13 protein-coding genes are annotated in these 13,459 nt (G+C 68.0%); 9 read left to right on the top strand and 4 right to left on the bottom strand.

The features are described from left to right. Positions 1-101: 101 nt before the first annotated feature. Positions 102-374, bottom strand: a complete 273-nt coding sequence (locus tag QZM35_RS07355; RefSeq protein ID WP_301775691.1) for a transcriptional regulator — start codon at positions 372-374, stop codon at positions 102-104. A 79-nt stretch (positions 375-453) separates the two neighbouring features. Continuing rightward, positions 454-1,329, bottom strand: a complete 876-nt coding sequence (locus QZM35_RS07360) for a LysR family transcriptional regulator (protein WP_301775692.1) — start codon at positions 1,327-1,329, stop codon at positions 454-456. A gap of 51 nt (positions 1,330-1,380) precedes the next feature. Here QZM35_RS07360 and QZM35_RS07365 point away from each other — a divergent pair, with 51 nt between their 5' ends. The 6 genes from QZM35_RS07365 to QZM35_RS07390 all read left to right on the top strand — a co-directional run bounded on the left by QZM35_RS07365 (position 1,381) and on the right by QZM35_RS07390 (position 5,908). Continuing rightward, positions 1,381-1,680, top strand: a complete 300-nt coding sequence (locus tag QZM35_RS07365; RefSeq protein ID WP_089432851.1) for a hypothetical protein — start codon at positions 1,381-1,383, stop codon at positions 1,678-1,680. Between the two features lie 242 nt (positions 1,681-1,922). Further along, positions 1,923-3,020 (top strand): serine hydrolase, encoded by a 1,098-nt coding sequence (locus QZM35_RS07370; protein ID WP_301775693.1) that lies wholly within the window; start codon positions 1,923-1,925, stop codon positions 3,018-3,020. A 44-nt stretch (positions 3,021-3,064) separates the two neighbouring features. Further along, positions 3,065-3,298, top strand: a complete 234-nt coding sequence (locus tag QZM35_RS07375; protein ID WP_089427257.1) for a hypothetical protein — start codon at positions 3,065-3,067, stop codon at positions 3,296-3,298. Positions 3,299-3,371: 73 nt separating this feature from the next. Further along, positions 3,372-3,827, top strand: coding sequence for a MarR family winged helix-turn-helix transcriptional regulator (locus QZM35_RS07380; protein ID WP_301775694.1), 456 nt, complete (start codon positions 3,372-3,374; stop codon positions 3,825-3,827). 66 nt (positions 3,828-3,893) lie between these two features. Beyond that, a complete protein-coding gene (locus QZM35_RS07385; protein ID WP_089427255.1) occupies positions 3,894-4,457 on the top strand; it encodes an isochorismatase family protein in 564 nt (187 codons plus the stop codon). Further along, a complete protein-coding gene (locus QZM35_RS07390) occupies positions 4,454-5,908 on the top strand; it encodes a DHA2 family efflux MFS transporter permease subunit (protein ID WP_301775695.1) in 1,455 nt (484 codons plus the stop codon). The genes QZM35_RS07385 and QZM35_RS07390 overlap by 4 nt, the downstream gene beginning before the upstream one ends. Before the next feature lie 130 nt (positions 5,909-6,038). On the opposite strand, the gene QZM35_RS07395 is transcribed toward QZM35_RS07390, so the two are convergent. Next, positions 6,039-7,757 (bottom strand): SulP family inorganic anion transporter, encoded by a 1,719-nt coding sequence (locus QZM35_RS07395; protein WP_301775696.1) that lies wholly within the window; start codon positions 7,755-7,757, stop codon positions 6,039-6,041. Between the two features lie 97 nt (positions 7,758-7,854). Here QZM35_RS07395 and QZM35_RS07400 point away from each other — a divergent pair, with 97 nt between their 5' ends. Beyond that, the gene (locus QZM35_RS07400; RefSeq protein ID WP_301775697.1) at positions 7,855-8,142 is read left to right on the top strand and encodes a hypothetical protein; all 288 of its coding nucleotides are present in this window, start codon (positions 7,855-7,857) and stop codon (positions 8,140-8,142) included. Positions 8,143-8,252: 110 nt separating this feature from the next. After that, on the top strand, positions 8,253-9,503 hold the full coding sequence (locus tag QZM35_RS07405) for a mechanosensitive ion channel family protein (RefSeq protein ID WP_089427251.1): 1,251 nt from the start codon (positions 8,253-8,255) through the stop codon (positions 9,501-9,503). A gap of 53 nt (positions 9,504-9,556) precedes the next feature. Here the strand turns inward: QZM35_RS07405 and QZM35_RS07410 are convergent, their stop codons facing one another. Next, positions 9,557-10,978, bottom strand: coding sequence for a PLP-dependent aminotransferase family protein (locus tag QZM35_RS07410; protein ID WP_174972402.1), 1,422 nt, complete (start codon positions 10,976-10,978; stop codon positions 9,557-9,559). Between the two features lie 155 nt (positions 10,979-11,133). Between QZM35_RS07410 and QZM35_RS07415 the strand changes: the two genes are divergently transcribed. Then, positions 11,134-13,458 carry an FdhF/YdeP family oxidoreductase gene (locus QZM35_RS07415; RefSeq protein ID WP_174972400.1) on the top strand — a complete coding sequence of 775 codons (2,325 nt, stop codon included), beginning with the start codon at positions 11,134-11,136 and terminating at the stop codon, positions 13,456-13,458. The last annotated feature ends 1 nt before the right edge of the window (position 13,459 follow it).

Genomic DNA, 13,459 nt, shown 5'->3' on the forward strand with positions numbered 1-13,459 from the left:
ACCTCTCCTACCAAAAACATTTATCGCCAATCAAAAGATAACATAAGCCCGACAAGAAAACTTACCCATAATAACGACCCACATCTTCCAGTACATTCGCATTAGTCACCGAACAGTTGCGCGCACACCGCGCGCCCTTCGTCGGTCAGCGCGGCGCTGCCGGTACCGTCCTCGCTCAACGTCGTCGCGCTCAGGCCCGCGGCGTCGAGCTGCGTGAGCACGCGGCGCAGCGTGCTCATCGGCAGTTGCGTGCGTTTCGCGATCTTCGGCAGCGACCAGGCCTTGCCGGCCGGATCGCCCGCGGCGTCGTTCAGTGTCGCGAGCGTCGCGACGAGTGCGGGATCGAGCGGGGCGTCGTCGGATTCTGAAGTCATGGGTGGTGGTTGTTGAGCGAGACTGGGGCTTGCGATCGGGCGACCGCTGCCGGCTGAGGACACTATACCGCTTCGTTCGTCATGCATTCTTGATCGCGGCACGCATGAACGATACGAAGCGTGTGGTGACGGGATCGTCGCGATCCGACAGCCATGCGAGCCCGACGCGCCACTTCGCGTCCTTGCCGTCGAGCGGCAATACCGTCGCGTCGCGCAGCAGATATTGCGCACGCGACGGAATGAACGCGACGCCCGCGCCGGCCGCGACCGACGCAAGCACCGACTGCACGTCCTCGGCCTGCTGCGTCACGTGCGGCACGAAGCGGCGCTCGACGCACCACCGGTCGACCTGCGCGGCCAACCCTTGGCCGCGTGCGCGCTGCAACGCGATGAAGCCAATCTCGTTGAGCGTGCCGAGATCGGCGGGCACGCGCTTCAGGCCGAGATGCGGCGGCACCGCCAGCGCCAGCGCCTCGTCGATCACCTTGAACGACGACAAATCTTCGTCCGACGGCAGGCGCAGGAATCCCGCATCGAGCTTGCCCGCGCGCAACCGGCGCGTCTGCTCCGCGGACGACAGGTCGCTCAACGTCACGGCAATGCCGGGATTCCGGCTGCGAAATTCCGCGACGAGCTTCGGGACGAGCGTCAGCACCGACAGGCAGATGCCCAGCCGCAAATGGCCGCGCTGCCCGCTCGACAGCTCACGCGCGCGGGTGAGAATCTCGTCCGCATCGCGCACCAGCGCCTGCGCATCGGGCAGGAAGCGCTCGCCGAACGCGGTGAGTTCCGCGCCGTGCCGGCCGCGCTCGAACAGCTTGCCGCCGAGGCTCGCCTCGAGCGCGCCGATCTGCTTGCTCAGTGCCGGCTGGCTCATGTGCAGCGCATCGGCCGCGCGGCTGAAATGGCTCAGCTCAGTGACCGTCAGGAAGGTTCGCAGCAGTTTCAATTCCATTCTTAAAAGGAATCGTAACGATCGAAACATTCATTTTACCGATCGAATGCGATGGCGTTCAATACGGACATGCCCTTTCAGGAATCGACCGTCATGTCTGTAGATCTCATCTGTGAATGTCCGCCCGACGACACGTCGTGCGCACCGGCCGCCCTCGATGAGCGCGCCGCAACGGCTGATCCGCGCGCTCCGAAGCGTCGTGCCGAACGCGCCGACGGCCGCGGCCGCCGCTTTCGTTTCGGCGATGCGGTGGACGCGATGAGCGCGATGAACGACGCACCGCCGCGCCCCGTGACGGGTTCGATCGCGATCAGCTTCGCGGTGGTGTCGCGGCGTAACTGGCCGCGTTGAGCATCGGCGCTATCGATCCACGATCGCGCCGCGTATCGCGTCATATATCGCGCGACCGCAAGCGCGCAGGCCGCTGCGCCCTCCTCGAATCACCGATCAGCGTCGCCCAATTTCACCGAATCGCGCATCTTTTCCCGCCTTCAATCGTCATCGCTCCGCGATCGACCGTATAATTTTCCGCATCCCGCTGACCGCCCACGCATTTCACGCCGCCTCGCCACGCGTGACAAGGAGACTTTCGCTTGACCGGCCTCATCGCGCGCCTGCCTCTCGCCCGGACCACCCTGCTCGTCGCCCTGTCGATGCTGATGTTCGCCTTCTCGACGAACGCGTCGTCCGCACAACGTCACACGCCGCAGCGCGTCGCGCATGTGCAGCCGCATGCGAAAAAGGTCGTCAAGAAAGCCGTCAGGAAAAAGCCCGCGCAGCGTAAGCAGAAGGCCGTCAAGCACCGCCGCCCGCGCGTGAAGCACCAGGCAGTCAAGCGCCAGGCGGCACCGGCCCCGCAGCAGCGCCGCGCGAAACGTTCGAATGCGGTACGCCCGCGCCCGGCCGTCAAGCCGCGCCTGATGGCGAGCTGCGGCTATACCCCACGCGCAGTCAACTCGCTCCATTCACGCGCCGCCTACGTGCTAGACGTCGACTCTGGCACGCCGCTGCTGGCCCGCAACGCACGCACCGTGCGGCCGATCGCGTCGATCTCGAAGCTGATGACGGCCGTCGTCGCGCGCGACGCCGACCGTCCGCTGAACGGCGTGCTGCGCGTCACCGCGCACGACCGCGACACGATCAAGTTCACCGGGTCGCGCCTGCAGGTCGGCTCGGAACTGTCGCGCCGCGAGATGTTCCATATCGCGCTGATGTCGTCGGAAAACCGCGCGGCCGCCGTGCTGAGCCGCGACTATCCGGGCGGACGCGCCGCGTTCGTCAAGGCAATGAACCGCGAAGCGCGTCGGCTCGGCATGCGTCATACGCACTTCCGCGAGCCCACCGGCCTGTCGCCGCACAACGTGTCGACGGCGGAGGATCTCGCGAAGCTCGTCGGCGCGGCCGCGCAGGATCCGCTGATCCGCTATTTCTCGACGGATACGTCGACCACCGTGCGCCCGGGCGACGGCGAGCTGCTGTATGTGAATTCCGACCCGCTCGTCCGCTACCGCCGCCTGCCGATCCGGCTGCAGAAGACCGGCTTCATCAACGAGTCGGGCCACGGCGTCGTGATGCGCATGCGGGTGAAGGGCCGCCGCGAAACGGTCGTGCTGCTCGGTGCGCCAACGCGCGCGGGCGTCTCGAGCGATGCCATCAAGATCCACCGCTGGCTGTCCTGCTCGATCCAGTAAGCGCGCACGGGCGGCCGGCGCGTTCACCGTCACGGAGCGACGCCATGCAGGACGAATACCGCTTCAACGCATTTGGCCGGCTACTCGCCGTCGTCCGCAAGAACGACCGCTGGATCGTGTTCGCTCTCGGCGCCGAGGGCAAGCGGCGCCCGGCAAACCTGCACATTCCGTCCGAGCTTGCCGCCGACGAACTGGCGCAATACCTCGGCGACCTGCTGCACGAAAGCGCGACCCCGCGATACAGCGAAGTCGTACCGGTCCCACTCCCCGGCGCGTAACCACCCGCCCGGCTGCACCGCGATCCGGCGATCAATTCGACAGTTAAACTTGCAAGTTTAACTGTCGTGCCCTATGATCCGCCGCATGAACCCGCCACGCAAATCCGGCGTTTCCGCCGATATCGTCGCCGCCGATCTGACCCTCGCGGTCGGCCAGTTGATCCGCCGGCTCCGCTCCGAGATCGAATCCGGCGGGCTCGGCATGTCCCAAACGAGCGCGCTCGCGCGACTCGAACGGCACGGGCCGATGACGACCGCCGACCTCGCGCGCGCCGAAGCGATGAAGCCGCAGTCGATGAAGGCGACGCTTGCCAGCCTCGAGGAAGATGGCCTCGTCGAACGCGAACCGCATCCGACCGACGGCCGCCAGATCCTGTTCCGGCTGACCGCGGCCGGCCTCGACGCGCGGCTCAAGCGCAACGCCGCGAAGCACAAGTGGCTCGGCGCCGCGATCGCGCAACTCGATCCCGAAGACATCGGCACGCTCGCCGCCGCGATCCCGCTGATCCGCCGCATCGGCGAGCAATGAATCCGGCCGGCGCGCCCCACCGCATTCGCGCGCACGGCTTCCTTCGCCCTTTCACGGAGTCCCATCATGAGCGCAACCCGTCTCGACACGAACACGGCCCTCGTCGTCATCGACCTGCAGAAAGGCATCGTCGCCCTTCCCACCGCGCACCCGGTCGAACCGGTGATCGCGCACACCCGTGAACTGCTCGACGCATTCCGCAGCCGCGGCCTGCCGGTCGTGCTCGTCAACGTCGCGGGCGGCGCACCGGGTCGCACCGAGCAACCGCCGCGCACGGCACAGCTCCCGGCTGACTGGGCCGAACTCGTGCCCGAACTGAACCGGCAACCGGGCGACCACCTCGTGACGAAAAAGACCTGGGGCGCCTTCACCGGCACCGACCTCGACGCGCACCTGAAGGCGGCCGGCGTCACGCAGATCGTGCTGACCGGCGTCGCGACGAGCATCGGCGTCGAATCGACTGCACGGCAGGCGCATGAACTCGGCTACAACGTCACGCTCGCCGTCGATGCGATGACCGACCTCAACGCGGATGCACATGTGAACAGCGTCGAGCGCCTGTTCCCGCGCCTCGGCGAGACGGGCACGACGCAGGACATCGTCGCGCTGCTCGACCGGCGCGGCGCGTGAGCGATCCACGCACTCGGCCGGCGCGGGACCACGCGGCCGGCCGGCTCGATCCGTCGATCTGGAAGGTCAGCGCGGTCGCGGTGCTGGGCTCGTTGCTGTCGCAACTCGACGCGACGATCGTCAACGTGTCGCTGTCGAGTCTCGCGACCGACCTGCACGCGAACCTTTCGACGATCCAGTGGGTGACGAGCGGCTACCTGCTCGCGCTCACGCTGGTGCTGCCGCTGAACGGCTGGCTCGTCGACCGGATCGGCGCGAAGGCGCTGTATTTGTGGTGCTTCTCGGCGTTCACGCTCACGTCGGCGCTGTGCGGGCTCGCGTGGTCCGCGCCGTCGCTGATCGCCTTCCGCGTGCTGCAAGGCGTGAGCGGCGGGCTGCTCGCGCCGATGGCGCAGATGATGATCGCGCGTGTCGCCGGCCAGCAGATGGCGCGCGTGATCGGCTACGCGGCCGTGCCGGTGCTGCTCGCGCCGATCCTCGGCCCGGTCGTCGCCGGCGCGATCCTGCAGCACACGTCGTGGCGCTGGCTGTTTCTCGTGAACCTGCCCGTCGGCGTGCTGGCGCTCGCGCTGGCCGTGCGGTTCCTGCCCGGCGACCGCGACGACACGCAGCCGCGCGAACTCGACTGGGTCGGCCTCGCGCTGCTGTCGCCGGCGCTCGTGCTGTTCCTGTACGGGATCGAGCGGATCAACGAAGCGCTCGGCATCGCGGCGATCGTCGCGGCCGCGCTGTTGCTCGCGGCGTTCCTGCGGGTCGAAACGCGCAAGGGCGAGCACGCGCTGATCGACCTGGCGCTGTTTCGCCGCAAGGTATTCGGCGCGGCCGCGTCGACGCAATTCCTGTCGAACGGCGCGCTGTTCGCGGGCCAGATGCTGATTCCGGTGTTCCTGATCCAGGCCTGCGGCCGCACGCCCGGCGAAATGGGCTGGCTGCTCGCGCCGATGGGGCTCGGCATGCTGGTCACCTACCCGTCGATGGGCGCGCTCACGAGCCGGTTCGGCGTGCGCCGGCTGGCCGCCGCAGGCGCCCTGCTCGCGCTGTTCGCGACGCTGCCGTTGGTGTTTCTCGCGCTGAGCGGCTACGATCCGGTCCTGCTCGTGCCCGCGCTGTTCCTGCGCGGCATGGGCCAGAGCGCGATCGGCGCGCCGTCGATTTCCGCCGCGTATGCGTCGGTCGAGCGCCGCAACCTGCCGATGGCGACGACCTCGCTCAATATCGTGCAGCGTCTCGGTGGCCCGACGTTCACGACGATCTGCTCGCTGTTCCTCGCGTGGCGGCTGCAGGCCGAATCGGTGGCGAGCGGCGGCACGCAGGCGAACGCGTATGCGTGGGCGTTCGGCCTGCTTTGTGTGCTGCACGCGGCGAGCTTCGTCACGACGCTGCGGTTGCCGTTGTGGTCGGCCGGTGCGGGCGGGAAACCTGCCGGCGCCGCACGCGCCGGTTCGCGCTGACCGCGGGCGCTCCATCACGCTGCGCTGTGCCCCGCGCGCGGCGTCGCCATGGCAGCCACATCGGCACGATCGACGCCACCTGCGCAACGGCTTCGCGCGCGTGCGGGCGGCAGCCTAACGCCCGCTCCCGCTACACGATGCCCGGTTCCTGCGGCGCCGGCGTCGTGCCGGCGGCCTCCAGTGCCTGGTGCAGTGTCGGGAAGATGCACGACGCGCCGACGATCTCCGTGATCCGGTGACGATCCATGTCCGCGCGCAGGTAGCGATTGACACGCCCGAACAGCACACCGATCCCGCGTGCCTGCAGCATCCTGACGAGGTCGGTCAGCGTCCGCGCGGCCGAGTAGTCGATATCGGTGATCGCGCCCGCATCGACGACGAACCAGCGCGTCGGCACCGGCGCCGCCTCGACGAGCTCGGTCACTTCGGCGGTGAACAGATGATCGTTCGCGAAGAACAGGTCGGAGCCGAACCGGTAGACGATCAGCCCCGGCGCCGTCATCGCGCCGCGCCGCGTGGGCACCGGCTGCCACCGCCCGTTGCCGTCGACCGGTTCGAGCACCATCGTGTGCGGCTGGTAGCTGTGGCGCACGTGCCGCATCAGCGACAGCGCGACGGCCAGCAGGATGCCGTGCTCGACGCCGACCGTCACGACGGCCAGCGCCGTCACCAGCGCGAGCGTGAACTCGCCGGGGCTTTCCTTGCGGATCGCGGCGAGACTGCGCACATTGATCAGCCCGAGCGCGATCGTGAACACGATGCCGGCCAGCACCGCATGCGGCAGGTACTGCAGATAGGGGCTGAAGAACAGCAGGACCACCGCCACCACGGCCGCGAATGCGAGGTGCCCGATCTGGCTGCGCACGCCCGCGCCGTCGGCCATCGCCGTCTGCGTCGGGCTGCCGTTGACGACGAACGCGCCGCCCACCGCCGCCGCCGCATTCGCGGCCGCGAGGCCGAGGATGTCGGCGTTGGTGTCGACCTCCTCGTCATACTGCTGCGCGAACACGCGTGCGGCGGCCGCACTCTGCGCGATGATCATCACGAAGCACGAAGCCGCGACCGGCACGAGATCGAGGCACTGCTGCCACGTGACGGACGGCCAGCGCAACGGCGGCAGCCCGCCGGCGACCGGCCCGAGCACCGCGATGCCGTGCGCGGCGAACCCGAACGCGTAGCTTGCGGCGATGCTGCCCACGACCACGATCATCGGCATCGGCACGCGCGGCAGGAACCGCTTGCACGCGAGAATCGCGACGACGACGAGCGCCGCGAGCGCGAACGTCGGCCGGTTCGTGTGGACGAGATGCGTGACGACGTAGTCGAGCTGTGCCAGGCTGCGCGACGCCGGGTACGGCACCGCCAACCCGAGCATGTCGCCGAGCATCGCGATCGACACCTGCACGCCGACGCCGGCGAGAAAGCCGACCAGCACCGTGCGCGACAGGAAATCGGCGAGAAAGCCGAGCTTGAAGAGGCGTGCGAGCAGCAGCATCGCGGCGGTCAGCAGCGCGACCATGCCGGCCAGCGCCACGTACTCGGCGCTGCCGGCCGGCGCCATCGACGACAGCCGGCTCGCGAAGATCGTCGCGGTCGCGGAATCGGCGGCCACCACCAGATGCCGCGACGCACCGAAGCACGCGAACGCGACGAGCGGCAGGAACACCGTGTAGAGGCCCGTGACGGCCGGCATGCCGGCGATGCGCGCATAGCCGAGCACCTGCGGGATGTCCATCGACGCGAGCGAAATACCCGCGAACACGTCGCGGATCGCCCCGCCACGGCGGATCGGGAGGATGCCTTTCAGCAGCCGCACGCCCGACGGGCGGCTTTCGTTGGAATCTTGCATGCGTGGAATGCGTGAATACGGGGTGGCGTGGTTCGCGAAGTCGTTCGTGCATCGTGCCCCGGGCAGGCGTCCCATGGCAAGTGCGCGAAGGTGGCACGTGTCGCTCACCGTCGGCGATGAGCCGCACGCGAAAGCGAGCGTCACACGCGCCGGCACGGGCGACGCCCGCATGATTGCATGGATCGCCGTTCACGCGCATCGACGCGCGAAGGCCCGCTGGAGCGGGCTGCAGCCGATCCCCAGCCCGGTGCGCAACGCATCCGGCGACATGCGCGCGCGGCGGCTCGCGGTGATGCGCTTTCACCACCCGCCCTCACCCGATTACAGAGGAAACCTACGCAATGGTGAGGAGATTCGGGAGCCGCGCACCATGCACTCGCAGTAACGCGCCCGGAACCCGATGGCACAATCACGGTCCCTTTCATGTGCCCTTCACCGGGCGCGCGCCGCGCCGCGGCGCCGATTCAACGCACGAGAAGGCCCCTGTTTGCCCCTATGACCCTGAACGAATCCTGGTTTGCGCCGCTCGTCGGCACCCTCATCCTGCTCGCCGCCGCCGGCGCGATCACCGCCGTCGTCCATTTCCTGCTGTTCCGCGTGGTCGCGCGGCTCGCCCGGCTGTCCGCCACGCGCGTCGACGACGCGCTGTTCGAGTTCGGCGCATTCAAGTGGCTGAACCGCATCGTCCCGTTCGTCGTGATCAAGTTCGGGCTCGGCGCGGTGCCCGGCATCCCCGAGACGGCCGCGGAGGTCGCCGACAAGGTGCTGTTCGCGCTGATCGTGTTCCTCGTGACGATGACCGTCAGCGCGACGCTGTCGGCGCTCGAACACACGCATCGCACGTACCAGCGCGATCAGCGCGGCCAGCCGCACCTGTCGCTGAAAGGCGCGATGCAGCTCGTCAAGCTCGTGATGTTCATCACGGCCGCGCTGGTCGTGATCGGCGACGCGACCGGCAAGCAGATCGGCCTGCTGCTGTCGGGCATCGGTGCGATGTCCGCGGTGCTGATGCTGATCTTCAAGGACACGCTGCTCGGCCTGGTCGCGGGCGTGCAGCTGTCGTCGAACGACATGCTGCGGATCGGCGACTGGATCACGATGCCGTCGGCCGGCGCGGACGGCACCGTGATCGACATCACGCTGAACACCGTCAAGGTCGCGAACTTCGATCACACGATCATCACCGTGCCGACGTGGAAGCTGATCACCGAGAGCTACCAGAACTGGCGCGGAATGACCGAAGCGGGCGGGCGCCGTATCAAGCGCGCGCTGTTCGTCGACGCGACGAGCGTGCGTTTTCTCTCCCACGACGAGATCGAACGGCTCGAACGCCTGACGCTGCTGAAGGACTATCTCGAGGACAAGGTCGACGCGATCGAGCAATGGAACGGCACGCTCGGCGCCGCCGGCGACTGCCCGGCGAACCGCCGCCAGCTGACGAATCTCGGCACGTTCCGCGCGTATGTCGCGAACTACCTGAAGGGCCATCCGCGCATCCGCCGCGACATGACCTGCATGGCGCGGCAACTGCCGCTCACGGCCGAAGGCATTCCGCTCGAACTGTACTGCTTCACCGACACGACGACGTGGGTCGACTACGAGGCCATCCAGTCCGACCTGTTCGATCACCTGATCGCGGTGCTGCCGGAGTTCGGGCTGCGCGTGTACCAGCACCCGTCGGGCTTCGACATGCGGCAGATGGTCGGCGCCGCGCAAGCCGGGCTGCAGGCGCCGCACGCGGGGTGATGCACGCGGTGGCGGCCGAGCGTCGGCCGCCGCTTGCCGCGCGGCCCCCGCACTCAGCGCGCCGCGCACTCCGACGCGAGCCGCCCGAGTACCTTCAACGCATCCTCGATCTGTCGCGACCACGGATAGCTGTAGTTGAGCCGGATGAAATGCCGGTAATCGGTGCTCGCCGAGAACATGTGTCCGGGGCCGACCGTGATTCCTTGAGCGAGCGCGGCCGCATACAGCTTCATCGCATCGACCTGCCGCGGCAGCTCGACCCACAGCACGTACCCGCCCTGCGGCTGCGACAGCCGCGTGCCTTCCGGAAAGAAACGCCGCACCATCGCGCTCATCAGGCTCGCCTGCTGCGCGTACTGCTTGCGCATGCGCCGCAGGTGGAAATCGTAGCCGTCGTATTTCAGGTACTCGGCAATCGCGAGCTGCTCGATCGCGGGCGTGGCCAGCGTGTTCAGGAATTTCAGCTTCTCGACCTGATCGCGGTAGCGGCCCGGCATCGCCCAGCCGATCCGGTAGCGCGGCGACAGGCTCTTCGTGAACGACGCGCAATGCAGCACGAGCCCGTCGCGGTCGAACGACTTCAGCGCGCTCGGCGTCGTGTCGCCGAAGTGCAGCTCGTGATAGACGTCGCTCTCGATCGCCGGCACGCCGTGCTTCGCCAGCAGTTCGACGAGCGCGCGCTTGCGCGAGTCGGGCATCTGGAAACCGAGCGGATTCTGGAAGTTCGGCATCACCATGCACGCGGCGATGCGCTCGCGTTCGAGGACCCGTCCGAGCGCGTCGAGATCGATGCCGTCGACCGGGTGCGTCGCGACTTCCAGTGCGCGCATGCCCATCCGCTCGATCGCGTGCAGCATCGCGTAGAAGGTCGGCGACTCCACGGCGATCGTGTCGCCCGGCTTCGCGACGGCCTGCAGGCACAGGTTGATCGCCTCGGTCGCACCGATCGTCACCACGATCTCGCCGGGTTCGACCACGATCCCGCGCTCCGCATAGCGCCGCACGATCTGGCGGATCAGCTCCTGGTTGCCGGGCGGCAGATCGTCGATCACGCCCCAGCGCGTGCGGCGGCGGCCGATCGTCTGCGCATAGCGCGCAAGACGCTGCACCGGAAACTGCGACGCATCGGGATACGGCGAACCGAGCGGCACCGCGTCGTCGCGCGAGATCGAGCGCAGCGTCGACAGCACGAGCCGGCTCACGTCCACGGCCGACGGCTCGGCGGCCGGCGCCGACATGTGCAGCTCGGCCTCGGCCGGCGCCGACGCGCGCGCACGGACGAAGTAGCCCGATTGCGGCCGGCTCTCGATCAGGCCGCGGCTTTCCAGCACGAGGTACGCGCGCAGCACGGTCGTGACGCTGAGCTGCTGCTGCCGGCTCGCCTGCCGCACCGACGGAATCCGCTCGCCGGGCCGGTACACGCCGCGCTCGATCTGCGCCTGGAGATCGTCGGCCAGTTGTTCGTAACGCTTCACGCGCCTCCCTTTCAACTTCCCTTCAACAATACAGTTGCGATCCGCACTGCCTGAATGGCCGCAACTGTACTCTTTTTTGGAATGAACAGGTGTACACACAGCCGGACGGGGGCCGCGCGTACTCTGCACCCATCGACCCCGACACCCGCTGCATCATGAAAAAGAAATCCGCCACCGCGCGCATCGAACCGTACACCCACCCGGCCGCCGGCTGGGGCGCGCTGAAAGCCGTCACGATCAACCTGATCAAGGAAAAGGTCGCGGGCGGCAACTACCGTACGCTGCTGCGCCAGAACCAGCCGGACGGCTTCGACTGCCCGGGCTGCGCGTGGCCCGATCGCCAGCACGCGTCGACGTTCGAATTCTGCGAAAACGGCGTGAAGGCCGTGGCCGCGGAAGCGACGAGCAAGCGCGTGACGCCCGAATTCTTCGCCGCGCATACGGTTACCGAGCTGCTCGAACAGTCGGATTTCGAACTCGAGCAGCACGGCCGGCTCACCGACCCGATGGTGTACGACGCGCAGACCGACCGCTACGTGCCGATCGCATGGGACGACGCGTTCGCGCTGATCGCGCGCCACCTGCGGGCGCTGCCCGACCCGAACCAGGCCGCGTTCTACACGTCCGGCCGCGCGAGCAACGAAGCGGCGTTCCTGTACCAGCTGCTCGTGCGGCTGTACGGCACGAATAACTTCCCCGACTGCTCGAACATGTGCCACGAGGCGACGAGCCGCGGGCTGCCGGCATCGGTCGGCGTCGGCAAGGGCACCGTCACGCTCGACGATTTCGAACATGCGGACACGCTGCTGATCTTCGGCCAGAACCCGGCCACCAACCACCCGCGGATGATGGGCGAGCTGCGCGAGTGCGCGAAGCGCGGCGCGACGATCGTGTCGATCAACCCGCTGAAGGAGCGCGGCCTCGAACGCTTCGCCGATCCGCAAAGCCCGATCGAGATGCTGACGATGTCGGGCACGAAGATCGCATCGACGTTCATCCAGCCGACGATCGGCGGCGATTTCGCGCTGATCAAGGGGATGGCGAAGCGCGTGCTCGAACTCGACGACGCCGCGCGCGCCGCCGGTGCGCCGCGCGTGCTCGACACCGCGTTCATCGGCGAGCACACGGCCGGCTTCGACGCATTCGCCGACGATCTGCGCAACGAAAGCTGGTCGGCGCTGACGGCCGAAAGCGGCGTGCCGTACGAACAGATCGACAGCCTCGCGCAGCTCTATGCACGCAGCGAGCGCGTGATCGCGACGTGGGGCATGGGCATCACGCAGCACAAGCATTCGGTCGCGACCGTCCAGATGCTGACGAACCTGATGCTGATGCGCGGCAACATCGGCCGCCCCGGCGCGGGCCTGTGCCCGGTGCGCGGCCACTCGAACGTGCAGGGCAACCGCACGGTCGGCATCGAGGAAAAGCCGTCGCAGGAGTTCCTCGACCGGCTCGGCCACGTGTTCGACTTCGAACCCCCGCGCCACCACGGCTACGACGTCGTCGAGACGATCGAAGGGATGCTCGAAGGCCACGTGAAGGTGCTGATCGGCCTCGGCGGCAACTTCGCGATGGCGACGCCCGACACGCCGCGCACGTGGGAAGGCATGCGCCGCTGCGACCTCTCCGTGCACATCACGACGAAGCTGAACCGCAGCCACCTGATCCACGGCCGCGACGCGCTGATCCTGCCGACGCTCGGCCGCACCGAAATCGACCTGCAGGACAACGTCGCGCAAGGCGTGACGGTCGAGGATTCGATGAGCATGGTCCATGTGTCGTACGGGATGAACAAGCCGGCGTCGCCGAACCTGATGTCGGAGCCCGCGATCGTCGCGCACATGGGTCATGCGCTGTTCGGCAGCGGCAAGATCGACTGGCTCGCGTACAAGGACGACTACGCGAAGATCCGCGACGCGATCGAGGCGACGCTCGACGGCTTCTACGACTACAACACGCGCATCGCGCGACCGGGCGGCTTCCACCTGCGCGTCGCGTCGCGCGACCGCGAATGGCTCACGCCGACGGGCAAGGCGAACTTCATCGCGCACGCGCTGCCGGCCGACACGCCGATCCAGCGTGCCCGCGCGCTGCACGGCGAGCGCCTGATGACGCTGATGACGACGCGCTCGCACGACCAGTACAACACGACCGTCTACGGGCTCGACGACCGCTATCGCGGCGTGTTCGGCCAGCGCCGCGTGGTGTTCGCCAATCGTGACGATCTCGCGATGCTCGGCCTGAAGGCCGGCGACTGGGTCGACATGGAAACCGTGTGGCACGACGGCATCGAGCGGCGCGCGGACGGCTTCCTGCTCGTCGAGTACGACATCCCGCGCGGCTGCATCGGCGCGTACTACCCGGAAACGAACCCGCTCGTGCCGCTCGACAGCGTCGGCGACGTGTGCAACACCCCGACGTCGAAGTCGATTCCCGTGCTGCTGCATCGCGCGGCCGCGCCGGCCTCGATTGCCGCCTGAC

Source organism: Burkholderia sp. AU45274, assembly GCF_030482505.1.
Lineage (GTDB): Bacteria > Pseudomonadota > Gammaproteobacteria > Burkholderiales > Burkholderiaceae > Burkholderia.

What these genes read in the sequence shown, in the direction of transcription:
- QZM35_RS07355 (WP_301775691.1), bottom strand. Translation starts at nt 374, where the DNA reads ATGACTTCAGAATCCGACGACGCCCCGCTCGATCCCGCACTCGTCGCG.
- QZM35_RS07395 (WP_301775696.1), bottom strand. Translation starts at nt 7,757, where the DNA reads ATGCAAGATTCCAACGAAAGCCGCCCGTCGGGCGTGCGGCTGCTGAAA.
- QZM35_RS07415 (WP_174972400.1), top strand. Translation starts at nt 11,134, where the DNA reads ATGAAAAAGAAATCCGCCACCGCGCGCATCGAACCGTACACCCACCCG.
- QZM35_RS07385 (WP_089427255.1), top strand. Translation starts at nt 3,894, where the DNA reads ATGAGCGCAACCCGTCTCGACACGAACACGGCCCTCGTCGTCATCGAC.
- QZM35_RS07360 (WP_301775692.1), bottom strand. Translation starts at nt 1,329, where the DNA reads ATGGAATTGAAACTGCTGCGAACCTTCCTGACGGTCACTGAGCTGAGC.
- QZM35_RS07375 (WP_089427257.1), top strand. Translation starts at nt 3,065, where the DNA reads ATGCAGGACGAATACCGCTTCAACGCATTTGGCCGGCTACTCGCCGTC.
- QZM35_RS07380 (WP_301775694.1), top strand. Translation starts at nt 3,372, where the DNA reads ATGATCCGCCGCATGAACCCGCCACGCAAATCCGGCGTTTCCGCCGAT.
- QZM35_RS07365 (WP_089432851.1), top strand. Translation starts at nt 1,381, where the DNA reads ATGGCGTTCAATACGGACATGCCCTTTCAGGAATCGACCGTCATGTCT.
- QZM35_RS07405 (WP_089427251.1), top strand. Translation starts at nt 8,253, where the DNA reads ATGACCCTGAACGAATCCTGGTTTGCGCCGCTCGTCGGCACCCTCATC.